Raw genomic sequence first — 26699 nt, 5'->3', positions numbered from 1 at the left:
TGTGCGCCACACTAAGGCCAGTTCGGCCAACGACGGAAAGACCCTGAAGGCCAAAGAGGAACAGAGCGTTCACACGCCGTGCTCCGCTACGGCACCATAGGACCCCAGTCATGAACGACGACACCTCCGACGCCCGGCTGCGCTCTGACGCACGCCGCAACCGCCGCACCGTGCTTGATGCGGCAGTCGCGCTCTTGGCGCAGCGCCCACAGGCCACCATGCAGGAGGTCGCCGATGCCTCAGGGCTCGGCAGAACCACCGTCTACCGACATTTCCCGCGGCGCCAGGACCTGATCGACGCGCTTTACGAGCAGGTGCTGGCCGAGTCCGCGCACACCATCAAGGACGCAATCGGCGCGGCGACCAACGCTCGCGACCTGCTCTGCGACCTCGGCGCGCGCGTTATCGCGATCGGCGATCGCTACCGCTTCCTGGACGCGCACCCCGAGCTGCGCGAGCGCACGCTCCAGGGCAGCGACGACAGCGAGGGACGCGACCCGCTCAACGACTACTTGACCGCCGCGCAGCAGCGCGGCGAGGTCCGCCCCGACGTCCCGGTCAGCTGGATGCTGACCACGATGCGCGGCCTCGCGGTCGTGGCGATGTTCGAGATCAGCGCGGGCCGGATGTCGGTCGAGGACGCCGGCCGGCACGTCGGCGAGACGTGCGCGTCGGCCTTTGCGCCGCTGGAGGCCGCCGCACCCCAAGGCTGAAAGTAGGACGTGCCACTGTTTACTTTTGGCTGGCGGGCCAGTACGGTCCGCCCATGGCCACCGCTGACAGCGTCCTGAAGCCCGACCACGGCGCCGCACGCAAGCACTTCATCTTCACCGACGAGCACACGCAGCTGCGCGAGTCGATCCGCGCGTTCGCCACCAAGGAGCTCGCGCCGCACGCCGAGGAGTGGGAGGAGACGACCTTCCCGGACTCGGTCTTCTCCCGCATGGGCGAGCTCGGCTTCCTCGGCCTCGACAAGCCCGAGGAGTACGGCGGCCAGGGCGGCGACTACTACACGTCGCTGGTCCTCGCCGAGGAGCTCGTCCACGCCCGCTCCGGTGGCCTGGCGATGGGCGTCGCCGTCCACACCGACATGGCGATGCCGCCGATCCTCGCGTTCGGCACCGAGGAGCAGAAGCAGGAGTGGGTCGTGCCCGCGATCAAGGGCGAGAAGATCCTCTGCCTGGGCATCACCGAGCCGGATGCGGGCTCCGACGTCGCCGGGATCAAGACCCGCGCGGTCTACGACGAGGCCACCGACGAGTACGTCATCAACGGCTCTAAGACCTACATCACCAACGGCCACCGCGCCGACGTGATCGTCCTGGTGACCAAGACCGACCCGGACGCCGGCCACGGCGGCATCACGCTGTTCCTGGTCCCGATGGACCTGCCGGGCGTGATCCGCGAGAAGCGCCTGGAGAAGCTCGGCATGCACTCTTCCGACACGGCGCTGCTGGCCTTCCAGGACGTGCGCGTCCCGGCCTCCGCCGTCCTGGGCGAGATCGGCAAGGGCTTCTACCACATCAGCTGGGAGCTTCAGGGCGAGCGCCTGATCGGCGCCGCGGGCTGCGTCGCCGGCGCCCAGCACTGCTTCGACATGACCTTGAAGTACGCCCAGGAGCGTCAGGCGTTCGGCCGCTCGATCGGCAAGTTCCAGGTCATCCGCCATAAGTTCGCGGAGATGGCCACCAAGATCGAGGCCGCACGCCAGTTGGTGTACATGACGGCGTGGCGCTTCAACAACGGCGAGTACCCCGTGCGGGAGATCTCGATCGCCAAGTTGTACGCCTCGCGGATCTCGGTCGAGGTCGCCGACGAGTGCATCCAGATCCACGGCGGCGCGGGCTACATGAAGGAGTACGGCGTCGAGCGCGTCTGGCGCGACCTGCGCCTCAACCGCATCGGCGCGGGCACCGACGAGATCATGTTGGAGGTCATCGGCCGCTCGTACGGCCTGTGAGCCCGAAGGAGCGCGTCGAGGCGTACTACGCCGATCTGCTGGACGGCGACGCCGAGCGCGTCGCCGCCCACTTCACGCCCGACGCCGTGCACTACTACACGCGCCGCGACCCGGACATCGGCTCCGGGGTCATCGGCGCCAACGCCGCGCTGGCGGTCGAGCACCTGCACGCGGAGTGGCGGCTGGAGCACATCGTCGCCAACGAGACGGAGGCGGCGATCGAGTGGTCGCTGGCCTTCGACGACCCGCGCGATACGTCACGCCGTCTGCTCGACCGCGGCGCCGAGCTGTTCACGTTCCGCGACGGGCTGATCGCCGAGGTCCGCGCCTACTACGGCGACCGCGGCGGCGACCTGCGCGGCTTCGACCACGCCGCCCGCGGCCACACGGTGCTGCCGTCGTGAGCGCCGCCAGCCTCTTCACCGACGAGCACGACGCGCTGCGCGAGTCGATCCGGCGCTTCGTGCTGGCCGACGTGCGCCCGCACGCCTCGGAGTGGGAGCGCGCCCGCTGGTTCCCCGATGAGCTCTTCGGCCAGTTCGCCGAGCACGGGTTCTTGGGGCTGAAGTACCCGGAGGCCTACGGCGGTCAGGGCGGTGACTTCCTGCACGAGGCGGTCCTGGCCGAGGAGCTGGCGCTGTGCGGGTCCGGCGGCGTGGCCGCGGGCATCGGCGCGCACATCAACATCGCCACCCCGCCGATCGCCAAGTTCGGGACCGAGGACCAGAAGGAGCGCTACCTGCGCCCCGCGATCGCCGCCGAGAAGATCTCCGCGCTGGCGATCACCGAGCCCGACGCGGGCTCCGACGTCGCCGGGCTGAAGACGCACGCCAAGCGCGTCGACGGCGGCTGGGTCCTCAACGGCTCGAAGATGTTCATCACCAACGGGGTGCGCGCGCACTTCTGGGTGACGGCGGCCAAGACGACCGCCGAGGGCGGCCACCACGGGCTGTCGTTCTTCCTCGTCGACCGCCAGGACGGCGTGAGCGCGTCGAAGATCGACAAGATGGGCTGGCACGCGAGCGACACGGCGCTGATCGCGCTGGAGGACGTCTTCGTGCCCGAGGAGAACCTGCTCGGCGGCGAGAACCAGGGCTTCTACCTGATCATGGCCAACTTCCAGTGGGAGCGGCTGGTCATGGCGCTCGGCGCCGTGGGCGCGATGCAGGTCGCCTACGACAAGACCGTCGCGTTCGCCAAGGAGCGCAACGCGTTCGGGCGCCCCTTGAGCGGCTTCCAGGCGCTGCGCCACAAGCTCGCCGACATCGCGACGACCGTGCACACCTCGCGCGTGGTGACCTACGACGCGCTGGAGCGCTTCGTGCGCACCGAAGGCGACGCGGTCAAGGAGGTCACGATGGCCAAGCTCGCCACCCAGCGCGCCTGCTTCGACGTCATGGACACCTGCCTTCAGATCCACGGCGGCGCGGGCTACATGGAGGAGTACGAGATCGAGCGCATGGCCCGCGACGCGCGCCTGGGCCCGATCGGCGGCGGCACGGACGAGATCATGCGCGAGATCCTCTCCAAGGTGTTGGCGCTGTGAGCACCGGTCCACGCAGGTTGGCGCCGCCGCCCCACAGCGCGGCGCTGTAAGCGGCACCCGCTTGGGTACGTTGCGCCGGGAGTGAGCACATCGCCCATCAAGCCCGGCGAGCGCCGGCTGCTCCTGATCCTGGGGCTCCCGACGTTCGCCTACGCGCTGGCGACCACGGTCGCGACGACCTACCTGCCGGTGCTCGCGCGGGACTTCACGACCTCCTCGACGGTGATCGGCCTGCTGATCGCGATCGAGGGGATCATGGCGCTGCTGCTCGCGGTGCCGGCGGGTGCGCTCTCGGATCGCGGGCGCTCGCGGCTGCCGTTCGTGGAGTGGGCGTCGCCGGTGCTCGTCGTCGCGCTGGCGCTGATGGGGCTGGCGTCGTCGCTGCCGGTCGCGCTGGCGCTGGTCATCATCTTCTTCGCCGCGTACTTCGTGGCCTACGAGCCCTACCGAGCGTTGTACCCCGACATGGTCGACGACCGGATCACGGGCCGCGCACAGTCCACGCAGGCGCTGTGGCGCGGGCTGGGCACGATCCTGGCGATCGCGACCGGCGGCGCGCTGCTGGCCATCGGCGACACGGTGCCGTTCGTCGCCGCGGCGATCGTCTCGGGGATCACGATCGCGGCGTTCCTGATGCTCTTGCCGCGCGAGCGCGCCGAGCACGAGCCCAACCAGTCGGAGTCGCTGCGCGACGACGTCCGGCGGCTCTACGCGCTCGTGCGCGAGCGCGCTGACCTGCGCGCGTTCATGGTCGCCAACGGGCTCTGGGAGCTGTCGCTCGGAGCCACCAAGACCTTCATCATCCTCTACCTCACGGTCGGCCTCGGCGTGACCACGTCACTCTCCGGCCTGGCCGTCGCGGGCGGCGCGGTCTTCATCGCCGCCGCGACGCCGATCAGCGGCAAGCTGTCGGACCGCTTCGGCCCGGTGCGCGTCATGCGCTGGTCGCTGCTGGTCTACGGGATCGGGATGCTGATCCCGTTCTTCGTCGCCGACTCGGTGGTGGTCGCGTGCGCCGCGCCGCTGGTCGGCTTCGGCGGCGGCGTCGTGATGACCCTCCCCTACGCGCTGCTGATCCCCCTGATGGCCGACGACGACCACGGCCTGACGACCGGCCTGTACTCCGTCTCGCGCGGGGTCGGCACCGCGCTCGGCCCGCTGCTGGCGGGGATCGCGATCGGCCTGCTCGACGGCGTCTTCCCGTCAACCGACGGCTACCAGGCGATGTGGGGCGTCTGCGCGGCCGCGGTGCTCCTCTCTATCCCCGTTTTGGGCCGTTTGCGGGACAGAAGCTGACGCGGTTGCGCGATCGCGCAACCAGACACCGTCAGGCTGTTGCACTTTCACGAAGCTGAGCGCTCCTCACCGGAGTACGGTCGATGACGGGAGGCGCCGGGTCATCTACCGGAGGAGTGTCCATTCCCATGAAGCGTCTTACCCGCGGCATCGCGCCGACCCTCGGCGTCCTGCTGCTCATGCTGTCTCTCTCGGCGAGCGCGTTTGCCGCCGACAAGTACGTCGCCCTCGGCGACAGCTACTCCGCCGGCAACGGCGCCAACAGCACGAACCTCAACTCGAGCTGCAATCGCAACACCTACGCCTACCCGTACGTGCTGAGCCAGCAGAAGGGCTACGCGCTGACGTTCGTCGCCTGCTCGGGCGCCGTGACGGGCGACGTCATCAACGGCCAGGTCAACTCGGTCACGTCCGACACGAAGCTCGTGACGATCACGATCGGCGGCAACGACATCGGGTTCACGAACCTGATCATCGCCTGCACGACGCTCGGCTGCGCGTCGCAGATCGCCTCCTCGCAGGCCAAGATCAACAACGAGCTGCCAGCGAAGCTGAACTCGACCTACGCGGCGATCAAGGCCAAGGCGCCGACCGCGAAGGTCGTCGTCCTCGGCTACGGCCGCCCGTTCGCCAACCCGCCGAAGACCTGCCTGGCCGCCACCGGCGTGTCGTCCTCGGAGGAGACGTCGCTGACGACGCTGGTCGACAGCCTCAACAACACGATCAAGACGCGGGCGCAGGCCTACGGGTTCAGCTACGCCGACGTCAACCCCTACTGGGCGGGCCACGACGTGTGCGCGAGCAACCCGTTCACCAACGGGCTGACGATCCTGCACACGGCCGACAGCTACCACCCGACGCGCAACGGCTACGCCAACGGCGACGTGCCGGCGATCCGGGCGATCATCGGCTAGGTCTCTAGCGCTGCACGCCGGGCGCGGGCCTCAGAGCCCGCGCCCGGAGCGCCAGCTCCAGCTCCAGGCGGCCCTCGGCGCACGACATCCGGTCGCCGAGCAGCTCACGCAGCTGGGCCACGCGGTAGCGCACGGTCTGCGTGTGCACGTGCAGCTGGGCGGCCGCGGGGCGGATCTCGCCCTGGTGCTCCAGCCACGCGGCCAGCGTCTCGACCAAGCGCTCGCGCGACGCGGCGGGCGCGATCGACAGCGGGCCGTCAAGGACGTCGGCGACCAGGCGGCGCGCAACGTCGGCGTCGCCGAGCAGCAGCAGGTCGACGCGGTGCTCCTCGGCCAGGACCGGGCCGTCGGCGGCCAGCTCCAGCGCGCGCTCGGCCATGCGCGCGGAGGCGGCCGCGAGCGTCGGCGCGACCACCGGGCCGATCCCGGCGCGCACGTCGCGCAGCGCCTGGAGGATCGAGCCGCGGCGGCCCGGGCCGTCGGGGTCGCCGACCAGCGCCCAGCCCATCCCGTCCACGCGCGCGACGAGCGCGTCGGCGGGCAGGCGCGAGGCGACGCGAGCGCTGCGCTCGTCCCGGAAGGCGACGACCGCCAGCGTGGCGGGCAGACGCCAGCTCGCGTCGGCGGCCGCACCGGTCAGCTCGCCCTCCGAGGACGGCGACGGGCCGCGGCGCACCGCCAGCTCGACCAGGCGCCGGCGCGCGTCGACGCGCTCGACCGCGCCGAGCGACTGCTCGTAGGCATAGCCCTCGACCGTCGCCGCGCAGAGGCGGTCGATGTAGGCGAAGATCGCGTCGGCCAGCGCGTACAGCTCGCGCGGCTCGACGCCCGCGCCGTCGCCGGTCTCCACCATCAGCCGCCACGCGGTCTGGGCGCCGACGCGGTAGGCGGCCAGAACGCTGCCGACCGAGCGTCCCGCGCGGACCTCGCTGCGGCCGAAGTCGAAGAACACGTCGTGGCGCGGCAGCAGCACCTCGTCGGCGCGGCCGTTCTCCAACAGGTCGAGGAAGCCGAGGATCCCTTGGTGCACGCCGAGGCGCACGTCGATCCGGCCGCCCCACCATTCGGCAAACGGCGGCACCTCTTCGACGACGCTCTCGAGCACCTGGTCGGTCAGACGGTCGATCGTGGGACGTAGCACGCCCACGACCGCCGCCCGGACCTCCTGCGACTCCAACGACCCTCTCCTCCTGCAAGACCCGGGACGACCGTAACCCAGTTGCCTAGGCGCGTGGAGAAATCTCCGCGGACCTCCTCTCAATAGGATCCGCCGCCTGACCTGACGCAGGATTCAATTTCGTACGAAGGAGACGCGCATGGGAGTCCTCGACGACAAGGTGGCGATCGTCACCGGCTCGGCCCGCGGCATCGGCCGGGCGACCGCGGAGCTGCTGAGCGCCCAGGGCGCGAAGGTGGTCATCAACGACCTCGACACCGATGTGGCCGAGCAGACCGCCTCGGAGATCGCCGGCGAGACCGCGGTCTTCGGCGGGGACCTGACCAAGGGCGACGCGCCCGCGCAGCTCGTCCAGACGGCGATCGACGCCTGGGGCAAGATCGACATCATCGTCAACAACGCCGGCTACACGCTCGACGCGCCGGTGCACAAGCTGTCTGACGACTGGTGGGACCGGATGCTCGACATCCACCTGAAGGTCCCCTTCCAGGTCATCCGCGCCGCGGCGCCGCACCTGCGCGAGCCCGCCAAGCAGGAGCGCGAGCAGGGCGTCGAGGTCTTCCGCAAGATCGTCAACGTCTCCTCGACCTCGGGCATGTTCGGCAACGCCGGCCAGGCCAACTACGCGGCCGGCAAGCTCGGCGTGGTCGGTCTGACCAAGACCATCGCCAAGGAGTGGGGCCAGTTCAAGGTCAACGCCAACGCGGTGGCCTTCGGCTTCATCGAGACGCGCCTGACCTCCGCCAAGGCGGATGACAACACGATGGAGATCGACGGCGAGAAGGTCCAGCTCGGCATCCCCGAGCAGCTCGCCCAGATGGGCAAGATGCTGATCCCGCTGGGCCGCGCGGGCACGCCGGAGGAGGCCGCGGGCGCGATCTTCTTCCTGTGCTCGCCGTGGTCGAACTACGTGCACGGCCAGGTGCTCAACGTCACCGGCGGCCAGATGACGGGGATGGCGTTCTAGAACCCTCTGCGGGTAGCCTCGTGCGGCATGAAGGTCATTCGGCCGAATGTCCCGCCGCACGAGGAGCCCCGCGGCGTGGTCGGCGGCCACGAGGTCTCGCGCGCGACCACCGGCAGCGAGAACCTGTTCATGGGGATCTTCCGGCTGCCGGCCGGCGCGGCGTCGCGGCCGCACTTCCACGCCGGGTGCGAATCCGCGTGCTACATGCTCCGCGGCCAGATGCGGATCCGCTGGGGCGAGCGGCTGGAGAATGTGGTCGAGCTGGAGGTCGGCGACATGCTGTGGGTGCCGCCGCACGAGGTCCACGTGCTCGAGAACCCGTCGGCGACCGAGGACGCCGAGTACGTCGTCGCGCGCGACTCGCCGACCGAGGACGCCGTCGAAGTGCCGTGGGCGCCGCGATGAGGCTGCGCGTGCTGGAGGGCGAGTACGCGGTCTGCCGTCTGAGCGCGATGGTCGACGTGCCGCCGCCGACGCCGCCGCGCGGCTCCGGCTTCTGGTCGCTGACCGAGGTCGGCGAGGAGCGGTCGCTGGTCTGCCTGGAGGATCTGGTCGACGGCGACTGGGCCGACGGCGCGACGGTTGTGCGCGGCTGGCGGATCCTGGAGGTGCTGGGACCTTTGGACCTCGGGATGACGGGCGTGATGGCGTCGATCGCGGCGCCGCTGGCGCAGGCCAGCGTGCCGATCTTCCCGATCGCGACGCACGACACCGACTGGATCCTCGTGCCGGGCGCGCAGCTCGACGCGGCGGTCGGCGCGCTGCGCGGCGCGGAGCACGAGCTGCTGGACTAGTAGGTCCCGGTGCCCGTGCGCCAGCCGGCCGTCTGGTTGTCGCCGCCGGTCGGCAGGCCGGACTTCGGCAGGTCGCTGCCGAGCGCGTTCCTGTAGGCCTGGAGGAAGTCTCGCGCCAGCGGCGAGAGCGTCTGCAGCGCGTCGACGCGGGTCGCCTCGTCGTGGGCGCTGGGCCGCACGGTGGCGGGTGGCTTGGCGGTGGCCAGCGCGTCGTCGCCGGCGCGGGTGACGGTGAAGCGACTGCCGTCGGTGGCGAGCAGGCCGTGGGCGATGAGGTCGTCGATCGTCCGGCGCGGGAGGGTCTCGACGTCACCCTCGGCGTGCAGCGCGCACCAGGCGCCGGCGGTGGGGACCGACAGCGGCGTGCCGAGGTCGGCGGCGGCGCGGCGGAGGACCTGGTCGAGGGCGCTGAGCGGCTCGGTGTGGCGCGCGGTGCCGGCGGCCTGGCGCGCGGGCGTGAGCGTCCGGACCCGGCGCAGGCGGCGCCACCCGCGGTCGGCCTTCCACGTGCCGTCGGCGACCAGCGCGTCGAGCGCGAGCGCGAGGACCTGCTGATGGTCGGCGTTGGTGCGGTCGCGCAGGACCAGTGCGGCGGCGATCGGGATGGTCATGTGGTGGGCGGCGCGCCGCCTGGGTAGAAGGAGCAGCCGGTGAAGTAGTCGCCTGCGGGCGAGGCCAGGAAGGCGACGAGCTCGGCGCGCTCGTCGGTCGCGGAGCCTTCGCGGGGCCGGATCGCGGTGACGCGGATCCCGAAGCGCGCCCACTCGACCGAGAGCGTGCGGGCGGCGTTCTCCAGCGCGGCGCCGACCGCTGAGGCGTGCTCGCCGGCGGCGTCGATCGGGGCGACGAAGATGACCTTGCCGCCATCGTTCTTGGGGTCCTCGCCCTCCGCGCCGATCCACGACGCGGTCGCCACCGCGCGCACGACGTTCCACGCGTCGTCGACCGAGACCCGCAGCCCGGGCATCCCACCGCCGGCCTCCGCGAACGCCGACGCCGCGTCCACGATCAGCACGTCGATGTGACCGAGCGCGCCGATCGCCAACTGCACCGCGTCCTCGTCGGCCAGCTCGCCATCGATCGTCACGACCCGCGCACCCAGCGCGATCGCCCGCTCGCGCTCCGCCGCGCCGTCGCCGACGACGCAGACCGTCAAGCCGTCCAGGACCCCGGGGCGCAGCACGTCGAGCACCGGCCTGAGCCTACAAGTACGCTGCGCCGCATGGGCTCCTCCCCCGGCGTGCGCGTTCACCCGTTGATGACCGCGCGGATGAAGGCGATGCCCGCGTTCTACGACCGTCCGGGCGGACCCAAGCCGCTGGCGATGCTCCGCGGGATCGGGCTGCACGTGCCGCGGTCGAAGTGGATCTGGCTGCCGATCCCGGCGTTCCTGGTCGAGCACCCGGACGCCGGGCCGGTGCTGATCGACGCCGGGATGCACGAGCAGGTGGCGACCGACGTCAAGGGCGCCCTCGGGCGGCTCGGCGCGATCGCGTTCACCATCGACATGCAGCCGCAGTGGGCGGTACCGGCGCAGCTGCGCGCGCGGGGCATCGATCCGGCGGACGTCAAGACCATCGTGATGACCCACCTGCACTACGACCACGCCAGCGGCTTGTCGCAGTTCCCGGGCGCGACGGTCCACGTCGACGCGGCCGAGCACGCCGCGGCGACGAAGGGGTCGATGAAGGACGGGTACATGCCCCACCAGCTCCAGACGCCCGGCCAGCAGTGGGAGACGATCGCGGCGCAGGACGACGAGGTCGACCTGCTCGGCGACGGCACGATCCGCCTGCTGCGCACGCCCGGCCACACGGTCGGTCACCGCTCGGTGGTGCTGCGCCTGGCCTCCGGCGGCGAGCTGCTGCTGACCGGCGACGCCGCCTACGCGCGCGAGACGGTCGAGCGCTCGCTGACGCCGCTGCTGACCTGGAAGGACGACGCCTACCGAGAGTCGCTCGCGCGCGTGCAGAAGTGGATCGCCGACCACCCGGGCGCGCCGTACATCCCCGGTCATGACACCGCCGCGTGGGCGGAGCTGGCCGAGGTGTACGAGTAGGACTACGCCGCTTCGGCCTCGCGGATCGCCGCGCGCCGCGGGCGCAGCGTCTGCTCGCTCAGGACGAGCTCGTCGAGCATCGCGTCGGCGGCCGCCTCCATCGTCTCGTTGGCCTGCACGCGGCCTTCCTCGTCGATGAACTGCGTGTGGAACGGGATGCTCACCGCCTCGAACAGCGGCAGCATCTTCAGCGTCGTGACGACCTGCTTGAGCTGCTGGACCGCGCGCGTGCCCGCCGCGACGCCGCCGTAGCTGACGAAGGCGACCGGCTTGTGCTGCCACTCGAAGTGCAGGTAGTCGATCGCGTTCTTCAGCGTCGCCGGATAGCCGTAGTTGTACTCGGGCGTGACGAAGACGAACGCGTCCGCGGCGTCGATCCGCTTCGACCACGCCTTGGTGTGCTCGTGCTCGTAGCGACGTAGCCGCGGGTGGGCGGGCTCGTCGAAGAACGGCAGCCCGACCTCGGCGAGGTCGACCAGCTCGACGTCGAACGCCCCTTGCGCGCGAGCGCGCGCGACGAACCACTCGGCGATCGGCTCCCCGGCGCGGCCGGGTCGCGTGCTGGCCAGGATCACGTGGAGCTTGGGCATACGTGTTCCACCATAGGACCGGAACCTTGGGCGCCTTGTTCGGGTTATGACGGCGATGCGCCGAACGCTGCCGATCATCGCCCTCGCGGTCGTCCTGCTCACCGCCGCCGCCTCCGCGCATGCGCGCGTGATGGTCGTCGCCTCGGGCACGGGGAGCGCCACGCTGCTTGACGTCTCCAGCGGCTCCGTGGTCGCGCGGATCCCGCTGTCGGGCGCCGCGCGGGACGTCGCGGTCGCGCCGGACGGCGTGCGCGGGTATGTGTCCGCGGGCGCGGGCGTGGCGGCGATCGACCTCAACGCACGCGCAAAGGTCGCCGACGTCCAGCTGACCTCGACGGTCCTGGCGATGGGGATGAGCAAGGACGGACGGCGGATCGCGGCGGCGCGGCGGGGCGCGGTCGACGTGATCGACCCGGCGACGATGACGCCGATCCGCTCGGCGAACCTCGGCAAGCTGGGCCGCGCGCCGAGCGCGATCGCGGTCTCGGCCGATGGCGCCAAGGGCGTCGTGGTCCTGGACTCCAAGCGGATCGCGGTGGTCGACCTGGTCGGCGGCGGCGTCCGGCGCGTCAAGCTCGCGGGCGCCACCGGCGTCGTGTTCGCGCCGACCGGCCGCCACGCGTACGTCCTGACCAGCACCAAGAAGCGCACCGCGCTGGTCACGGTCGACACGTCCTCCGGCAAGCTCGGTCGCGCGATCAAGACCGCCCGCGGACCGGGCGGCAGCCTCGCGGTCACCGGCAACGGCAAGCGCGTGATCGCGGGCGCGGGCGTCGACGCGAAGGTCACCGCGGTCTTCGACCTGACGACCGGCCGCGTCGTCGCGCGCACCGCCACCGGCGTCGGGCCCGGCCACCCCGCGGTCGCGCCCGACGGCGTGCGGATCTACGTCGCCGACCAGCGTGCGGGGACGATCTCGGTCCTCAGCGCGCTCTCGTTCCGACGGCTGACCGTGCGCCGTCTGCGCGCCGGTGAGCGACCCCGAGCGCTCGCCGTCCAGCCCGGCGTCGGCCTGATCACCGGCACGCCCGGCCCTGACAAGCTCACCGGCACGCGGCTGGCCGATCGGATCGACGGCCTCGGCGGCGACGACACGCTGCTCGGCGGGCGCGGCGGCGACCTCCTGCACGGCGGCGACGGCGCCGACACCGTCGACGGCGGCGCCGACGGCGACCAGCTCTTCGGCGAAGCCGGCAGCGACCGGATCTTCGGCCACCAGGGCGACGACGTCATCGACGGCGGCCCGGACAACGACTACGCCAACGGCGGCACCGGCAACGACGAGATCGACGGCGCCGACGGCGACGACTCGCTCGACGGCGGCGAGGGGGACGACATCATCCGCGGCGGGCTCGGCAACGACCGGATCGTCGAGACGTCGCTAGGCAACGACATGTTGTTGGACGGCGGCGACGGCAACGACTACATCGACGGCAACCGCGGGACCGACGTCATCGACGGCGGCGCGGGCGACGACACGCTCTTCGGCGGCCCCGGCGGCGAGAAGATCGACGCGGGCGACGGCAACGACACGATCGACGGCGGCACCGGCGGCGACGCGGTCTACGGCCGCGACGGCAACGACGCGATCCGCGGCGACGCCGGCCGCGACACGCTCTACGGCGCGGCGGGCACAGACCAGATCGACGGCGGCTCGGGCGACGACTACCTCTCGGGCGGCGACGGCGCCGACGAGATCGTCGCGGGCCCGGGCGCCGACACGGTGAGCGGCGGGCGCGGCGCCGACGACATCCGCGTGGCCGACGGCGACGCCGACACCGTCGACTGCGGCACGGGCAAGGACACCGTCTACGTCGAGCAAGACGCGCCCACGCGCGACACGCTCAAGTCCTGTGAGAACGTGATCCCGGTCCCGGCCGAGCCCGCGACCGACGCGCCGCCACCGTCCAACAACATCTTCGGCACGGTCGGCGACGACGTCCTGACCGGCACCGAGAACGCGGACTCGCTGTTCGGCAACGACGGCCACGACGTGCTGTTCGGCGCGGGCGGCGACGACTACGTCGACGGCGAGAACGACGACGACGAGCTGCACGGCGGCCTGGGCAACGACTCGCTGCACGGCCGCGGAGGCAATGACATCGTGTTGGGCAACGAGGGCGACGACCAGATCACCGGCGATCGCGGCAACGACACCATCAACGGCGGACCGGGCAACGACACCATCTTCGGCAACCTCGACGACGACGTCATCGCGGGCGACGAGGGCGACGACCGCATCCAGGTCGTCGGCGGCGGCTTCGATCGCGTCTCGTGCGGCGAGGGCAACGACACGGTGTTCGCGGACGCGACCGACCAGGTGGCGGCGGACTGCGAGGACGTGCGGCGCTAAGGGCGGCGGCGCTATGCGATTCCCGATTTGCCAGACGCCAATTCCCGTTTTGCCGAAAATGAACTCCAGGTTTGCCGAGGTCGGCGACCGTGACGGACCTGATCGCCCGCCGCCTCGCGCCGCTCGTCGGCGAGAGGATCGACTTCGACTACCTCTAGGCCGTTCCGCTCAGCGCGCTGTGGGCCTGAGCGGCGCTGAGGCGCGCTAGCGCCGCGTGATCTGCGAGCGCGCGGTAGTGGTCGCGGCCTTCCCGTCGCGGCCGGTCGTGGTGACCGCGAAGCGCAGCGTCACGCGGCGGTTGCGCTTGAGCGCGTGCAGCAGCGAGCGGCGCGTTTTGGCCGACACCTTCAGCTTGACCGAGACGCGCGCGCCGGCGGCCAGCGTGGTCTTCGCGGTCGCGGTGCGCAGGAGCTTGACGGCCGCCGCGCCCGCGCCGGACTTCGTGCGCGTGATCAGGAACGTGCCGCGGGCGCTGATCGAGCAGACCGCGTCGCACGAGGCGGTGAAGCGCACGACGCCGGTCTTCCACGGGCGCTGCTTGGAGGCAGCGCGCAGCGTCAGCTTCGGCGCGCCGCCGGTCGCCCCGCCGCCGCTGGGCGGCGTGGGCGTGGTCGTCCCGCCGCCCGGCGTCGACAGGATGCAGTCGCCGCTCTGGGCCAGGCGATAGACGGGACCGTCGAGCGAGACGGCGTAGACGCGGCCGCAGGCGTCCTCCCCGAACGACGCGAGCGTGTTGACGTGCAGGCCGGTGGCGGCGTCGCCGGCCGCCCCGCCCGGAGCCAGCGTCACCGCGCGGATGTCCCCGCGGTACGTGTCGGCGTAGATGTAGCGGTTGGCCAGGTCGGGGAGCGCGGGGTCGCGCACTACGTAGCCGCCGGCGATCGAGGAGAACGAGTCGGGCGCGGCGTGGGCCTTCTCGAGGATCGGCCAGGCAAAGCCCGCGGCCGCGCCGGCCGGGTCGCTGGTGCCGCGCGGGTGGTTGCCCTCGTAGGTGTTCCAGCCGTAGTTGTAGCCCTTGCCGCGGTCGGGCCCGGGCGCAAAGTCGACCTCCTCCCAGGTCTCCTGACCGACGTCGCCGATGACGAGGTTGCCGGTCGCGCGATCGAACGAGTAGCGCCACGGGTTGCGCAGGCCGTAGGCCCAGATCTCCGACTGCGCGAAGCCAGGGTTGCCGGCCGCGGCGACGCCGGTCTTGGGGTCGATCCTCAGGAGCTTGCCCAGGCGCGCGTCGTGGCCGGCGGCCGCGTCGTTCCACGACGGGTCGGTCTTCTGGGCGTTGCCGAGCGTGTCGTTGCCGCCACCGCCGTCGCCGGTCCCGATCCACAGCATGCCGTCGGGTCCGACCTGGAGCTGGCCGCCGTTGTGGTTCTCGTTGATCCGGTGCGGGATCGTCAGCAGCGGCCGCGCCGAGGCCGGGTCGCCATGGTCGGCGTCGGTGCGCTTGTAGGCCTCGACCGTCAGGTCGGAGCCCGCGCCGGCGCCGCCCGGCGGAGGCGCCGTGTAGAACACGTAGAACTCGCCGGAGGTCGCGTAGTCGGCGGCGAAGGCGATCGACAGCAGGCCCTGCTCGTTGCCGGTCGAGCGGACTTTGGCCGTGAGGTCCAGGAACGTCGACGCGACGCCGTTGTTGACCACGATGACCTTGCCCTGCTTCTGGACGACGAAGAGTCGCTCGGCGTCGCCGGCGGGCGCGGTCACGTAGACCGGCTGGGCGAAGGTCCCGACCTGCAGGAGCGAGACCGCGGCGCTCGCGCCGGGCCCCGAGGCGGCGCCGAGGGCGAGGAGGAACGCGAGGAGGAGACCGAGCCGCTTCATGCGGCTCGTGCTGCCCGCGATGCCCGTGGCCTACGCCACGCGCGCGTTGGTCTTCGTCGCGCGGCGGGCGGCGCGACGCTCGGCCCGGACGCGGGCGACGACGCCGCTGCGGCCGTGCGCCTCCAGGCCGTGGTAAAGCACCTTGATGGCGTCGAAGATCTCGTTGGCGGTCGCCTTGGCCTGCTCGCGCGTCGGCTCGATGATCTTCTCGTAGCGGAACGGGTCGCCGTACTGGATCGTCACCTTCGGGAACTCCAGGCGCTTCCAGTTGCGCACGCGGGAGGAGCCGTGGATGGCGATCGGCACGACGGTCGCGCCGGTGGCCAGCGCCAGGCGGCCGATGCCGGGCTTGGCCTCGTCGGCGAGCTTGCCGTCGCGGGAGCGGCCGCCCTCGCAGTACATCGCCAGGACGTGGCCGTTCTCGAGGATCGTCGTCGCGGTCTCGATCGACTCCTCGTCGCGCTGGCCGCGGCGGACCGGGAACACGCCGCCGTGGGTGTAGATGAACTGCAGCGGCGGCTTGAACATCTGCGACTTGGCCATGAACCGGACCTTGCGGCGCACGGAGTCGCCGACGAAGAAGTGGTCCATGAACGAGAAGTGGTTCGGCGCCAGGATGACCGGGCCGGTGGGCGGCACCTTCTCCGAGGAGATCACCCGCGCGCGGAAGAAGCCCCACGCGTACATCTGCGTGACGGAGCGGACCGCTTCGTAGACCCAGTCGGGGTCGCGGGTGCGGCTGCGTTCGTGAAAGCGGTCGAAGTAGCTCGATGGGCGCGGATCCAGGTAGACCTGATCCTTCATCTTCGACAGCTGCGGCTCGCTCACGGTGAAGGGATCCTACCCGCGCGCGCCCGCGAGGGAATCTCTGATCGAGTCCACCCGGGGTGCGCCGCATGAAGGCTGTCCCTCCTTCATGCGGCGCATAGTCCCCAGGCGTGCTCCGGGCCAGTGGGTCAGGCCGGCACTCGGAGCGGCGATCGGTCGGCACAACGGCGAGTCGTCGCAGGAGGAGACGGTGTGCGCTGTTGCGATGTCCCCCGGCCGATCACTTGAACAGCATGATGCCCACGGGTGGGTCCGCCCTCTATCGCCCAGCGGTCGGAACATCGCTCGACGTCTTCCGCCCGCCGGTCGAAGGGGCCTGCAAAACCGTCCGGCGCGGGACCTAGGTTTCCCTGTCATGGCGGACATCCAGGCCCACATCACGGGCACCGTGTGGAAGATCGAGTGCAAGGTCGGCGACACGATCGAGGAGGGCGACACGGTCGTGATCCTCGAATCCATGAAGATGGAGATGCCCGTCGAGGCCGAGGACGAGGGCACGGTCAAGGAGATCCGCTGCGAGGAGGGCCAGGCCGTCAACGAGGGCGACACGCTCGTCGTGCTCGAATAGGCGGCGCACCGCCGCTTTCGACTAGCGTCCCGCCGCGAATGGCGGGCGAACTGCTCATTGACGAGCCGCTGGACGGGGTCCGGCGGCTGACCATCTCCAACCCGGACAAGCGCAACGCGCTCGACCACGCGATCCTCGACGGGATCGCCGAGGCGGTGCGCGCGGCGTCTGATGACGGCACGCGCGCGATCGTCCTCACCGGCGCCCACGGGATGTTCTCCTCGGGCTACGACATCGGCGACATCCCCGAAGACGTCTTCGCCGCCGAAGCCGAGAAGCTCGTCGCGCATCCGTTCACGAGCGCGATCGAGGCGCTCGACGCCACCGACGTGCCGACGGTCGCCGCGCTGCCGGGTCACACGATCGGCGGCGGGCTGGAGCTGGCGCTGTCCTGCGACCTGCGCGTCGCGCGCGACGGGATCAAGCTCGGGATGCCGCCCGCCAAGCTCGGGCTGGTCTACTCGCACACCGGCCTGCGGCGCTTCTTGCACGCGATCGGCGAGCCGCGCACGCGCCAGCTCTTCCTGCTCGGGCGCAACGTGGACGCCCGCGAGGCGGCCGTGTGGGGGTTGATCCACGAGGTCGTGGGCTCGGAGGACCTCGAAGGCTTCGCTTTGGATTGGGCGGCCGAGCTGGCGTCCAACGCGCCGCTGTCGGTGCGCGGGAACAAGCGCGTGCTGCGGGCGCTGCTGGAGGCGGAGGCCTCGCTGGAGGACGACGTTGCGGCGGAGCTCATCGCCCTGCGCCAAGCGTGCTTTCAGTCCGAGGACTTCGCCGAGGGCGTCAAGGCGTTCGGCGAGAAGCGCCCGGCGCGGTGGCAGGGTCGGTAGGAGCTCCGGATGCCGTCCGTCGAGCAGCTCGAGGCGCGGGTCGACACGCTGGAGCGGTCCGGCCAGTACGACGAGGCGATCGCGGTCCTCGGCGAGCTTCAGGAGGTCACCGGCGAGGACCAGCGCTGGCACATCGCGTGGATGCACGTCTTGGCCGGGCGCAAGCGCGAGGCCGACCAGATCTGGGCGGCGCTGGAGCGCGACCACCCGCACGATCCGACCGTGCCCTACCTGGCCGGCAACGCGCACGTCGAGGCCGGCGAGCCGGCGGTCGCCGCGGAATTGTTCGCACGCGCGCTGGAGCTGGCGCTTTCGGCGGGTGCTGACGGTGAGACCCTGCGCCAGATCGTCGGCGCGCGCACGGAGGCTTTGACGGACGCCGAGCTGCCGGCGGAGGAGATCGACGACCTGGCGCGCCGCGCGCTTGCCCGCGCGGCAGCGACGGGCGCCGACACCCCGGTGGCGACGCCGTTCTTCTCGGTCGACGAGTTCGCGCTGGCCGTGGAGGAATGGCCTGAGTTCGCGGAGGACTGGGCCGAGGGTGGCTGGGAGGCCTATGCCTTGGAGCTTGACCGGCGCATGCGCGCCGTGGCGCCGGGGGTTCCGCGGCATCCGGTCGTGGCGCCGCTGACGGTGGCGCGGGTGCTGGAGCTGGCTGCGGTCAACGGGTTGGATGCGGGCGCGTCGGAGGTCCGGGCGCGCGCCGCGTATGACGTGGCGCAGGAGGGCGGCGCTGTGGCGTGGCCGCCGGGGCGGAATGAGCCGTGTTGGTGTGGGTCGGGCAAGAAGTACAAGAAGTGCTGCGGGAGGTAGTGGCGGGGCGGGGCTGCGCGGGCGCGGGGCGTTGGTGGTGCTTCGCTCATCAAAGGGCGTGAGGCTGTTGGGGCGTTGCCACCGCTAGCGGTGTGGATCGTCGCTCGGGCACTGCCAGCGGGCGGGGATTTACAGCGCATCAAGACATCAGACTCGGCCTCCACTGCGGTCCCTCACCCGCTGGGGTTCGAGGGATCAGGGTTTCGGAGATCCGGGTCGCTGCAACCGGAATATGTCCGGCTCAAGCGACCCGCATCCCGAAATCGGGATCCGGGCCTCCTTCGGGACCGAACCCTCAAACCCCGGGGCCGGCGGACGCCCCTTGAGGACCGGATTGATGTCTTGATGCGCAGTTAAATCCTCGCCGCTGGCAGCACCAGTCCCGACGATCCACGCACCAGGCGGTCGCCACGCCACAACAGCCTCGTGCCCTTTGATGAGCGAAGCACCACCGACGCTCACGCGCGCTGAAACGCCCTGAGCATCCCGACGCGCCGGAAGCCCAGGCGCTCGTAGACGCTCAGGCCGTCCGGCGACGCTTGCAGCGTGGCGGTGATGGCGCCCTCGGCGCGTGCGTCGCTCAACGCGGCGCGGATCAGGCGCGAAGCCAAGCCGCGCCGGCGGAAGGCCGAGTCGGTGGCGACGTAGTGGACCGCGACGTCGTCCTCAACGCGCAGCGTCACCAACACGCACGCCCAGACGCCATCAATGCGGATCCCGTGCGTCGCCAGCCCGGGCGCGCCGTCAATCGCCACGAACAGCGGCCGCAGCACCTCGCCCTGGTCGTAGGCGCGGTCGTTGATCGCGCCGACCACGTCCAACGACGGCGCCTGCGCATCTCGCTCGCCGCCGTCCAGCGCCGCGCCGTCGAGCTCCAGCCCCAGCACCGGCATCGCGATCGACGGGTCCTCGACGCGGCCCGGCGGCGGCTGCGCCTCGTCCGCCAGCCACAGCGTGTGCGCGTCTCCCTCCCTCACCGTCGCGTCCACCCACGGATTCCCGGTCCCGCGCCCATCGAGCAGCGCGAGCATCGCAGCGAAACCCCGGATCGAGCGACCCTCCAACTCAGCATCGTCCATCGCGGACGACGCTAGCGGCCTCAGCGATCGGCCGCTTCGTGAATCGCCGCGCGGATCTGGTCCAGGTCGGAGCCCTTCTCCAGATAGGAGTGGGCGCCGATCTCGATCGAGGGACCCGCCATGCGCTCGGCCGCCAGCGACGACAGCCCGATGATCGACGTGCGCGGCGCGCGGCGGCGCATCTTCGGGATCGCCTGGAGGCCGCCCATGCGCGGCATCGACATGTCCAGCAAGACGACGTCGGGCTGCAGCTCGGCGGTCGCCTCCACTCCGGCCACGCCGTCGGAGGCCTCGCCCACGATCTCGATCGAGGGGTCCTCCTCCAGCGTCGAGCGCATCAGGGCCCGGAAGCCCTCGGCGTCGTCGCAGAGCAGCACACGGATGGGGTCGGCGGCAGCCACGTACTGCACATCATCGGTTGGTGAGCGTCGTTTCGCCATCCCCACTTCTGTTGATCGGGGGACCGACGGTCGTCCACTCGACCGTGCGATCGGTGGGTGGCGTGTCCCTCGAGGAACCGTCCGGAACCCCGCCTACTGTGCCGACCATGCCCGCGCCGCTCATCACCCGCGAGGAAGCGATCCGTCTCGGGGAGATCGAGGATCACGACGCGATCCTCGCGCTGGTCGACCGCGCATGGGCCGCGCGGCAGGACCAATTCGGTGATGCCACCGACATGTGCTCGCTGGTCAACGCGAAGTCCGGCGGATGCGCCGAGGACTGCGGGTTCTGCGCGCAGTCGCGGTTCGCGGAGGCCGAGACGCCGATGCACGCGATGATGGAGCCCGAGCAGATGCTCGAGCACGCCAAGGCCGCCGAGGCGGCCGGCGCGCACCGGTTCTGCATGGTCACCCAAGGCCAGGGGCTGTCCAAGCGCGACTTCGAGAAGATCCTGGAGGGTGCGCGGCTGGTCGCGACCCACACCAACCTCAAGCGCTGCGCGTCGATCGGTCACATGTCGGTCGAGCGCGCGAAGTCCTTGAAGGACGCGGGCATCCAGCGCGTCCACCACAACGTCGAGACCGCGGAGTCCTATTACCCCGAGGTCTCCTCGACCGTCCGCTACGAAGGGCGCCTGCGCACGATCGCCGCGGTCGAGGAGGCCGGGCTGGAGACCTGCGTCGGCGGGATCCTGAACCTCGGCGAGACGCGCGCGCAACGCGTCGAGATGGCGTTCGAGCTGTCGAAGATCGACCCCACCTCGGTGCCGATCAACCTCCTGAACCCGCGCCCGGGCACGAAGTTCGGCGACCGCGACTACATGGACCCGTGGGAGGTCGTGAAGTGGATCGCGATCTTCCGCCTCGTCCTGCCGGGCGCGCTGTTCCGGCTCTGCGGCGGGCGCGTCGAGAACCTCGGCGAGCTTCAGCCGCTGGCGGTCAAGGCGGGGCTCAACGGCGTGATGATGGGCAACTTCCTGACGACGCTCAACGCCGACCCGGCCGACGACCGGGCGATGTTCACCGATCTGGGCCTCAACGTGGCACGGCAGGCCGACAACGGCGCGAACCCGCGACCCGACAACCGCTCCGGGTGGCTGGACGGCGAGACGCCCGACGTGGTCGAGGACTACCTCGACACGCTGACCGAGGCCGAGGCGGCCGGCATCAAGGTCACGGTCTGGGATCCGGCCTCACAGCTGCGTTACGCCAAGAAGGACCACGTCCCGCCGCGCCCCGACGGCGCGCCGAACCGCTGGCCCGAGGGCGAGCGACCACCGGCCGAGAAGCCCGCTCAGTTGTCCGGCATGCCGTTCGGGCACTGAGCAGCGGCGTGAGCGACGTCGAGGCCCGCCTGGACGAGCTCCGTGAGTCGGGGCTGTACCGGCGGATGCGCCACGTGTCCGGGCCGCAGGGCTCGCGCGTGGTGCTGGACGGGCGACCCGTCCTGCTGTTGTGCTCCAACAACTACCTGGGCCTTGCGGACCACCCGCGGGTGCGCGAGGCGGCCGCCGACGCGGCGATGCGCTGGGGCGCGGGCGCGGGCGCGTCGCGGCTGGTCTCCGGGACGATGACCGTGCACCGGCGCCTGGAAGAGGCGCTGGCGGCGTTCAAGGGGACCGAGTCCTCGGTCCTGTTCGGCAGCGGCTATTTGGCGAACCTCGGCGTGGTGAGCGCTCTGGCGCGGTTGGCCGGCGACCACGCCGTCGTCTTCAGCGACGAGCTCAACCACGCGTCGATCATCGACGGCTGCCGCCTGGCGCGCGCCGAGACGTTCGTCTACGACCACTGCGACGTCGAGCACCTCGCGTGGGGGCTGAAGCAACACCGTGGGCGGCCCGGGATCATCGTCACCGACAGCGTGTTCTCGATGGACGGCGACGTCGCGCCGCTCACCGAGCTGGTCGAGCTAGCGGGACGGCACGGGCTCCGGACCGTCGTCGACGAGGCCCACGGCACCGGCACGCTCGGCCCGGGCGGGCGCGGCGCGGTCGCCGAGGCGGGCCTCGAGGGACAGGTCGACGTCGTCGTCGGGACGCTCGGCAAGGCGCTCGGCGCCTACGGGGCGTTCGCGGCCTGCTCGGCGCCGATGCGCGACTACCTGGTCAACAGCGCGCGATCGCTGATCTTCTCGACGGCGCCGCCGCCGCCGTCAGCTGCGGGCGCGCTCGCGGCGCTGGAGGTGCTCCAGGAGCACCCAGAGATGGTCGAGCGCCTGCGCGGCAACGCCGACGCGTTCCGCGACGAGCTGGCCCGCGAGGGCTTCGAGGTCGCGGGGTCGACGACGCAGATCGTCCCGCTGGTCGTCGGCGACGCCGACCTGGCGATGGCCGTCTGCGAGCGCGCGATCGAGGCCGGCGTCTTCGCGCAGGCGATCCGACCGCCGACGGTGCCGGAGGGCACGTCGCGGCTGCGCGTCGCGGTGATGGCGACGCACACGCGCGACGAGCTGCGCGCCGCCGCCCGGACGCTGGGCCGCGCGGCGCTACAGGCGGGGTTCCGACCGGGCGCGGGCGTGCCGGTCGCCGCCGCGCAGCCTGCAGGACACCCGGACGAGCGGCTGCCCGCGCCGCTGCGTTCCGCGGCGGCGTGACGTGCGCGGGCTGTTCGTCACCGGGACCGACACGGAGATCGGCAAGACGGTCGTCGCGGCGGCACTGACCGCAGCACTGGCCGCGGACGGGGTTGCGGTCGGCGCGTTCAAGCCCGCGGTGACCGGGCTGGACGAGGAGCCCGACGGCGACAAGCCGCACGACCACGAGCTGCTGGCCGCGTGCGCGGGCATGGCGCCCGAGGACGTCGCGCCGTACCGGTTCGGGCCGGCGGTCTCGCCGCACCTGGCCGCGGAGCTGGCAGGCGAGGTGATCGACGCGGCGACCCTGGTCGCGGCGGCGCGCGCCGCCGCTGGCGAGCGCGGCGAGCGCGTCCTGATCGCCGAAGGCGTCGGCGGGTTGTTGGTGCCCTTGACGCTCGACGGCGTGCTCGTGCGGGATCTGGTCGTGGCGCTTGGCCTGCCGCTGGTCGTGGTGGCGCGGCCAGGCCTGGGCACGATCAACCACACCATGTTGACGATCGAGGCAGCGCGCGGCGCGGGGATCGACGTGCGCGGCGTCGTGCTTACGCCATGGCCGCAGGAGCCCACCGACATGCAGCGCTCCAACGCGACGACGATCGAGGCGCTCAGCGGCGTGGGCGTCTCCACGCTGGCGCGGGTGCCGGGGTTCTCGGTCAGCGAACTGGCGTCCGCGGGCGCGACCCTCCCCTACGATCACTGGCTGTCATGACCGGCAGCGGAGATGGCATCACCCTCGACCACGTGGTGATCGCCGTCTCCAACTGGGAGGTTTCCAACGCCTTCTACAGCGATGTGTGCGGCGCCGAACTGGTCGAGCTGACCGAGCACGGCCCGCGCCGCTGGCGCTACCGCTTCGGCGACATCATGTTCAACGTCCACGGCCCGGGTATGGACCCCACGCCCGTCGCACGGATCCCGGCCGCCCCCGGCATGGCCGACCTCTGCCTGGTCTGGCCCGGCACCGCCGACGAGGCCATCGCCCACCTGCGCGAGCACGGCGTCGAGCCCGAGCAGGGTCCGGTCCCCCGCAACGGCGCCGGCGGCCCGGGCTTCAGCGTCTACTTTCGCGACCCGGACGGCTCGTTGTTGGAGTTCATCTCCTACGCCGAGCGCCCGTCCTGACCGAGGCCATCATCTTGATCGGCGCGCCGGGCGCGGGCAAGTCCTCCGTGTTGGAGGCGCTCGGCAGCGCGCTGGAGCGGCGACGCGAGGCGTACGGGTCGATCGAGTCCGAGCAGCTGTCGATGGGCTGGCCGTTGTTGGAGGCCTCAGTGTGGACGGCGTCGCTGGCCGACGTACTGGCGCGACAGCGCGCCGCGGGCCGGGAGCGGTTCGTGGTCGCAGCCACGACCGAGGACGCGGCACAGCTACGCGCGGTCGTCGACGCGACGGCGGCGGAGCGGGCGATCGTCGTCGCCCTCGCCGCCTCGCCGGACGTCGTCGCCGCGCGCATCGACGCCCGCGAGCCCGACGACTGGCCAGGCAAGGACCGCCTCATCGCCCACGCCCGGGATCTCGCCGAGACGATCCCGTCGCTCCCCGGCGTCGACCACGTCATCGACACCACCGACCGCGACGCCCGCGACGTCGCCGCCGAGATCCTGGCGCTCGCGTCCTAGAGCGACGCCGGCCAGCGCAGCTCGCCGCCGCCGGGCGTCCGCGCCCAGGCACGCGCCGCGTCGCGCAGCGCGACGATCGTCGCGTCAAGGCGCGGCGAAGCGAGCGCGTCATCCCACCAGCGCTCGCCAACCCGCGCCACCGTCAGCGCCTCGCCCGACACCGCCGCGTCGCACACCGCGCGCACGAGGATCTCCGCCTGGCGCAGCGTCTCGCCAGCGCCCTCGGTGATCGCCCGGCCGCGCGCCTCGCCGTGCGGCGGGCGCCGACCCTCCACCACCCGCACCTCGCCGAACAGCCCACCTGCGGCGATCACGCCCCACAACCCCATGCCGAACGCCAAGCCGGATTCCACGACGAGGTGGGCGAGGTCGTGCGGCAGCTCACGCTCCACGCCACCGATCCGGTTCCAGCTCCCGCCCTCCAGCTCGACCACGCGCCCGTCGGCGCGCCGCAGCCGCGAGCGGTACCGCCGTCCCTCGACCGGCTTGAGGAAGACGACGTCCACGCCCGTGGCGACTACAGCTCGTCCAGCAGCGACGCCATGCGGTGCATGACGTCGGCGGCCGCGGCGAGGTGCTCGTCGGAGACGCCGGCGAGGGTGGCGGAAGCGCGGCGGCGGAAGGCGGCGCGCTTCTCGTTCAGGAGCGCCCGGCCGGCTTCGGTGAGCGTGACGACGACGACGCGGCGATCCTGCTCGGAGCGACGGCGGGAGACGACGCCGTCGCGTTCGAGGTGGTCGAGCATCGCGGTGACGGAGGCGGGTGAGAGCTCGGCGGCCTTCGCGAGGTCGCCGGCCGTCGCCTCGCCGCTCTTGTCAATCATGAACAGCGCGCGGATGTGCGACTGGGTCAGCTCGCCCTTCGCGCACTTGCGGTCCCGCGCGCGCAGGCGCCGCTCGGCGCCCATCAGCTCCACGAACGCCAGCCGGACCGCCTCGGTCGCGGACGATTCGACGGCCTGCACCGGAGCGCTCATCAGGCCGCCGCCTCGACCAGCGCGGCGTCGGCCAAGACGTCCTCGTCCGCCGCCGCGACCCGGCCTTCCTTGCGCGCCCGGCGCTCGACGATCGCCAGCAGCGCCGTCGGCGCCAGCGCCAGCACCGTCACGCCCATGACCCACCAGTAGGTGGTCCCGAAGGCGCCGGCCAGCGCGTCGGCGCTCGGCGCCCCGCCGGCGCCCGTCGCCGCGCTCGTCAGGTGGTTGCTCAGCACGACCGACAGGATCGCGGTCCCGACGGACCCGCCGACGCGCTGCAGCACGTTGAGCTGCGGCGTCGCGTGGTTGACCTGGTCGGGCCGCAGGACCGCGAAGGCCGCGGTCATCGCCGGCATCATCGACAGGCCGATGCCCAGGCCGCGGACGACCATCGCCGCGCCGATCAGCCAGTACGACGTCCCGCCGCCGATCAACACGAAGGGGATGGTCGCGAAGATCGTGATCGTGCCGCCGATCAGCGCCGTGACGCCCGCGCCGAAGCGCTCGGTGAACGTGGCGCTCAGCCGCATCGCGACCGCGGCGCCGATGCCCTGGGGCATCAGCAACAGGCCTGTGGCCACGGCGTCCTCGCCGCGCACGGTCTGGAAGTACAGCGGCATCAGGATCATCGCCCCGAACAGCGCGGCGCCGAGGCAGAACGTCGTCAGCGACGCGGCCGCGAAGGCCTTGTTCTTGTACAACCGCACGTCGAGCAGCGGCGCCGGGATGCGCAGCGCGCGCAGCACGAACGCGGTGATCAGCGCGAGGCCGGCCAGCAGCGGGACCACCACGGAGGCGTCGGTCAGCGAGCCGGCGCTGCCGGTCTCGGCCAGCCCGTAGGTCACGCCGACCAGGCCGGTCGCGACCAGCGCCAGGCCGATCGCGTCGAGCTGCCCGGCCTCTTCGGGCGAGTCGTGCGGCAGCAGCTTCAGCGCGGCGGTCACCGCGAGGATCCCGACCGGGACGTTGACGAGGAAGATCCACTGCCAGCCCGCGTGCTCCAGCAGCAGGCCGCCGATCGTCGGGCCGAAGACCGGCGCGAGGATGATCGGGACGCCGATCGCGGCCATCACGCGCGGCAGGTTCCGCGGCCCGGCGGCCTTGACCAGCACCATCTGGCCGATCGGCATCAACATGCCGCCGCCGATGCCCTGTAGGACGCGGAAGGCGACCAGGGAGCCCGCCGACCACGCCAGGCCGCACAGCGCGGAGCCGATCGTGAAGGCAACCAAAGCGATGAGGTAGAGACGGCGCGAGCCGAAGCGGCGCGCGGCCCAGCCGGTGACGGGGATCACCGCGGCCAGCGCGAGCATGTAGCCCGTCACGACCCACTGGATCGAGTCGAGCGACGAGTTGAGGTCCTTCGAGAGGTCGTCGAGCGCGACGTTGACGATCGTCGTGTCCAACACGGACATGATCGCGCCGAGGATCACGACGATCATGATCCGGCGGACGTGGGGCTCGATGCCTGGGGCGGCGGAGGTGGGGAGAGAAGAAGAG

30 protein-coding genes are annotated in these 26699 nt (G+C 71.6%); 19 read left to right on the top strand and 11 right to left on the bottom strand.

Features of this window, described 5'->3' with window-relative positions; translation table 11 throughout:
• Window positions 1-110 precede the first annotated feature (110 nt).
• From ACT01A_RS20785 to ACT01A_RS20760, 6 genes are all read left to right on the top strand, one after another.
• Window positions 111-713 (top strand): TetR/AcrR family transcriptional regulator, encoded by a 603-nt coding sequence (locus ACT01A_RS20785; protein ID WP_445149006.1) that lies wholly within the window; start codon window positions 111-113, stop codon window positions 711-713.
• Window positions 714-766: 53 nt separating this feature from the next.
• On the top strand, window positions 767-1960 hold the full coding sequence (locus tag ACT01A_RS20780; RefSeq protein WP_445149005.1) for an acyl-CoA dehydrogenase family protein: 1194 nt from the start codon (window positions 767-769) through the stop codon (window positions 1958-1960).
• Window positions 1957-2364: a nuclear transport factor 2 family protein gene (locus tag ACT01A_RS20775; RefSeq protein WP_445149004.1), complete on the top strand. Its 408-nt coding sequence runs from the start codon at window positions 1957-1959 to the stop codon at window positions 2362-2364. The genes ACT01A_RS20780 and ACT01A_RS20775 overlap by 4 nt, the downstream gene beginning before the upstream one ends.
• Window positions 2361-3506, top strand: a complete 1146-nt coding sequence (locus ACT01A_RS20770; RefSeq protein ID WP_445149003.1) for an acyl-CoA dehydrogenase family protein — start codon at window positions 2361-2363, stop codon at window positions 3504-3506. Before ACT01A_RS20775 ends, ACT01A_RS20770 begins: the two co-directional genes overlap by 4 nt.
• Before the next feature lie 81 nt (window positions 3507-3587).
• Window positions 3588-4802 carry an MFS transporter gene (locus ACT01A_RS20765; protein ID WP_445149002.1) on the top strand — a complete coding sequence of 405 codons (1215 nt, stop codon included), beginning with the start codon at window positions 3588-3590 and terminating at the stop codon, window positions 4800-4802.
• A gap of 128 nt (window positions 4803-4930) precedes the next feature.
• Window positions 4931-5716: an SGNH/GDSL hydrolase family protein gene (locus ACT01A_RS20760; RefSeq protein ID WP_445149001.1), complete on the top strand. Its 786-nt coding sequence runs from the start codon at window positions 4931-4933 to the stop codon at window positions 5714-5716.
• A 4-nt stretch (window positions 5717-5720) separates the two neighbouring features.
• On the opposite strand, the gene ACT01A_RS20755 is transcribed toward ACT01A_RS20760, so the two are convergent.
• Entirely contained in the window at window positions 5721-6893 is a 1173-nt protein-coding gene (locus ACT01A_RS20755; RefSeq protein ID WP_445149000.1) for a PucR family transcriptional regulator, read from the bottom strand.
• Window positions 6894-7032: 139 nt separating this feature from the next.
• On the opposite strand from ACT01A_RS20755, the gene ACT01A_RS20750 reads away from it, so the two are divergent.
• From ACT01A_RS20750 to ACT01A_RS20740, 3 genes are read left to right on the top strand one after another with little or no spacing between them, the layout of a single operon-like run.
• Window positions 7033-7860, top strand: a complete 828-nt coding sequence (locus tag ACT01A_RS20750) for an SDR family NAD(P)-dependent oxidoreductase (RefSeq protein ID WP_445148999.1) — start codon at window positions 7033-7035, stop codon at window positions 7858-7860.
• A 27-nt stretch (window positions 7861-7887) separates the two neighbouring features.
• Window positions 7888-8265, top strand: coding sequence for a cupin domain-containing protein (locus tag ACT01A_RS20745; protein ID WP_445148998.1), 378 nt, complete (start codon window positions 7888-7890; stop codon window positions 8263-8265).
• Window positions 8262-8654, top strand: coding sequence for an ACT domain-containing protein (locus ACT01A_RS20740; RefSeq protein WP_445148997.1), 393 nt, complete (start codon window positions 8262-8264; stop codon window positions 8652-8654). The genes ACT01A_RS20745 and ACT01A_RS20740 overlap by 4 nt, the downstream gene beginning before the upstream one ends.
• Here ACT01A_RS20740 and ACT01A_RS20735 read toward each other — a convergent pair.
• Window positions 8651-9265 (bottom strand): hypothetical protein, encoded by a 615-nt coding sequence (locus ACT01A_RS20735; protein WP_445148996.1) that lies wholly within the window; start codon window positions 9263-9265, stop codon window positions 8651-8653. The genes ACT01A_RS20740 and ACT01A_RS20735 overlap by 4 nt on opposite strands.
• A complete protein-coding gene (locus ACT01A_RS20730; protein WP_445148995.1) occupies window positions 9262-9846 on the bottom strand; it encodes a hypothetical protein in 585 nt (194 codons plus the stop codon). Before ACT01A_RS20730 ends, ACT01A_RS20735 begins: the two co-directional genes overlap by 4 nt.
• Before the next feature lie 30 nt (window positions 9847-9876).
• On the opposite strand from ACT01A_RS20730, the gene ACT01A_RS20725 reads away from it, so the two are divergent.
• Complete coding sequence (locus ACT01A_RS20725) at window positions 9877-10713, top strand: N-acyl homoserine lactonase family protein (RefSeq protein WP_445148994.1); 837 nt, start codon at window positions 9877-9879, stop codon at window positions 10711-10713.
• Window positions 10714-10715: 2 nt separating this feature from the next.
• Here ACT01A_RS20725 and ACT01A_RS20720 read toward each other — a convergent pair whose 3' ends face one another.
• Window positions 10716-11303, bottom strand: a complete 588-nt coding sequence (locus ACT01A_RS20720; RefSeq protein WP_445148993.1) for an NADPH-dependent FMN reductase — start codon at window positions 11301-11303, stop codon at window positions 10716-10718.
• A 55-nt stretch (window positions 11304-11358) separates the two neighbouring features.
• Between ACT01A_RS20720 and ACT01A_RS20715 the strand changes: the two genes are divergently transcribed.
• Window positions 11359-13656 (top strand): hypothetical protein, encoded by a 2298-nt coding sequence (locus tag ACT01A_RS20715; protein WP_445148992.1) that lies wholly within the window; start codon window positions 11359-11361, stop codon window positions 13654-13656.
• A 204-nt stretch (window positions 13657-13860) separates the two neighbouring features.
• Here ACT01A_RS20715 and ACT01A_RS20710 read toward each other — a convergent pair whose 3' ends face one another.
• Both ACT01A_RS20710 and ACT01A_RS20705 read right to left on the bottom strand, forming a co-directional pair.
• Window positions 13861-15471, bottom strand: a complete 1611-nt coding sequence (locus ACT01A_RS20710; RefSeq protein ID WP_445148991.1) for a PQQ-dependent sugar dehydrogenase — start codon at window positions 15469-15471, stop codon at window positions 13861-13863.
• A 30-nt stretch (window positions 15472-15501) separates the two neighbouring features.
• A complete protein-coding gene (locus ACT01A_RS20705; protein ID WP_445148990.1) occupies window positions 15502-16299 on the bottom strand; it encodes a lysophospholipid acyltransferase family protein in 798 nt (265 codons plus the stop codon).
• A 355-nt stretch (window positions 16300-16654) separates the two neighbouring features.
• Between ACT01A_RS20705 and ACT01A_RS20700 the strand changes: the two genes are divergently transcribed.
• Genes ACT01A_RS20700 through ACT01A_RS20690 form a run of 3 tightly spaced genes read left to right on the top strand, consistent with a single transcriptional unit; the run spans window position 16655 to window position 18510 of the window.
• A complete protein-coding gene (locus ACT01A_RS20700) occupies window positions 16655-16867 on the top strand; it encodes an acetyl-CoA carboxylase biotin carboxyl carrier protein subunit (RefSeq protein ID WP_445148989.1) in 213 nt (70 codons plus the stop codon).
• A gap of 38 nt (window positions 16868-16905) precedes the next feature.
• Entirely contained in the window at window positions 16906-17697 is a 792-nt protein-coding gene (locus ACT01A_RS20695) for an enoyl-CoA hydratase/isomerase family protein (protein WP_445148988.1), read from the top strand.
• Window positions 17698-17706: 9 nt separating this feature from the next.
• The gene (locus tag ACT01A_RS20690) at window positions 17707-18510 is read left to right on the top strand and encodes an SEC-C metal-binding domain-containing protein (protein WP_445148987.1); all 804 of its coding nucleotides are present in this window, start codon (window positions 17707-17709) and stop codon (window positions 18508-18510) included.
• A gap of 458 nt (window positions 18511-18968) precedes the next feature.
• Here the strand turns inward: ACT01A_RS20690 and ACT01A_RS20685 are convergent, their stop codons facing one another.
• A complete protein-coding gene (locus tag ACT01A_RS20685; RefSeq protein WP_445148986.1) occupies window positions 18969-19589 on the bottom strand; it encodes a GNAT family N-acetyltransferase in 621 nt (206 codons plus the stop codon).
• Window positions 19590-19609: 20 nt separating this feature from the next.
• Window positions 19610-19990, bottom strand: coding sequence for a response regulator (locus tag ACT01A_RS20680; RefSeq protein WP_445148985.1), 381 nt, complete (start codon window positions 19988-19990; stop codon window positions 19610-19612).
• 146 nt (window positions 19991-20136) lie between these two features.
• Here ACT01A_RS20680 and bioB point away from each other — a divergent pair, with 146 nt between their 5' ends.
• From bioB to ACT01A_RS20655, 5 genes are read left to right on the top strand one after another with little or no spacing between them, the layout of a single operon-like run.
• Window positions 20137-21354 (top strand): biotin synthase BioB, encoded by a 1218-nt coding sequence (bioB, locus tag ACT01A_RS20675; protein WP_445148984.1) that lies wholly within the window; start codon window positions 20137-20139, stop codon window positions 21352-21354.
• An 8-nt stretch (window positions 21355-21362) separates the two neighbouring features.
• Complete coding sequence (gene bioF, locus ACT01A_RS20670; RefSeq protein WP_445148983.1) at window positions 21363-22622, top strand: 8-amino-7-oxononanoate synthase; 1260 nt, start codon at window positions 21363-21365, stop codon at window positions 22620-22622.
• A gap of 1 nt (window position 22623) precedes the next feature.
• Entirely contained in the window at window positions 22624-23313 is a 690-nt protein-coding gene (gene bioD / locus ACT01A_RS20665; protein ID WP_445148982.1) for a dethiobiotin synthase, read from the top strand.
• Window positions 23310-23726, top strand: a complete 417-nt coding sequence (locus ACT01A_RS20660; protein WP_445148981.1) for a VOC family protein — start codon at window positions 23310-23312, stop codon at window positions 23724-23726. The genes bioD and ACT01A_RS20660 overlap by 4 nt, the downstream gene beginning before the upstream one ends.
• Before the next feature lie 14 nt (window positions 23727-23740).
• Window positions 23741-24223 (top strand): hypothetical protein, encoded by a 483-nt coding sequence (locus ACT01A_RS20655; RefSeq protein WP_445148980.1) that lies wholly within the window; start codon window positions 23741-23743, stop codon window positions 24221-24223.
• On the opposite strand, the gene ACT01A_RS20650 is transcribed toward ACT01A_RS20655, so the two are convergent.
• The 3 genes from ACT01A_RS20650 to ACT01A_RS20640 are packed head-to-tail and all read right to left on the bottom strand — an operon-like array spanning window position 24220 to window position 26641.
• Window positions 24220-24729 carry a hypothetical protein gene (locus ACT01A_RS20650; protein WP_445148979.1) on the bottom strand — a complete coding sequence of 170 codons (510 nt, stop codon included), beginning with the start codon at window positions 24727-24729 and terminating at the stop codon, window positions 24220-24222. The two genes, ACT01A_RS20655 and ACT01A_RS20650, sit on opposite strands and share 4 nt — an antisense overlap.
• Window positions 24730-24740: 11 nt before the next feature.
• Window positions 24741-25199: a MarR family winged helix-turn-helix transcriptional regulator gene (locus ACT01A_RS20645; RefSeq protein ID WP_445148978.1), complete on the bottom strand. Its 459-nt coding sequence runs from the start codon at window positions 25197-25199 to the stop codon at window positions 24741-24743.
• A complete protein-coding gene (locus ACT01A_RS20640) occupies window positions 25199-26641 on the bottom strand; it encodes a DHA2 family efflux MFS transporter permease subunit (protein ID WP_445148977.1) in 1443 nt (480 codons plus the stop codon). The genes ACT01A_RS20645 and ACT01A_RS20640 overlap by 1 nt, the downstream gene beginning before the upstream one ends.
• Window positions 26642-26699: the final 58 nt, after the last annotated feature.

It is taken from the genome of Baekduia sp. Peel2402 (assembly GCF_052567285.1).
Note: the sequence above shows the minus strand (reverse complement) of the source record. Positions and strands in the feature narration are given on the sequence as shown.